The organism is Microvirga pakistanensis (genome assembly GCF_004458765.1).
In the GTDB taxonomy this organism is placed as follows: Bacteria; Pseudomonadota; Alphaproteobacteria; order Rhizobiales; family Beijerinckiaceae; genus Microvirga; species Microvirga pakistanensis.
On record NZ_SPJX01000104.1, the window covers coordinates 1 to 223 of the forward strand.

The 223-nt window shown below is 67.3% G+C and carries 1 protein-coding gene; it reads left to right on the forward strand.

Features of this window, described 5'->3' with window-relative positions; translation table 11 throughout:
* Window positions 1-223, forward strand: a 223-nt coding sequence (locus E4K09_RS03070) for a signal recognition particle receptor subunit alpha (RefSeq protein ID WP_193557239.1), incomplete at both ends; no start/stop codon positions are given.

A 223-nucleotide genomic window follows, 5' to 3' on the forward strand; every position in this document is an offset into this window, starting at 1 on the left:
AAGCTCGACGAGGCCACCCTCCAGGATCTGGAGGACGCCCTGATCCAGGCCGATCTCGGCGTGCCCACCGCCATGCGGATCACGGAGGCGATCTCGGCCGGCCGCTACAACAAGGAGATCTCGCCCCAGGAGGTGCGGACCATCCTGGCGAGCGAAGTGGAGAGGACGCTTCAGCCGGTGGCCCAGGCGCTCACCATCGACCGGACCCGGAAACCCTTCGTGA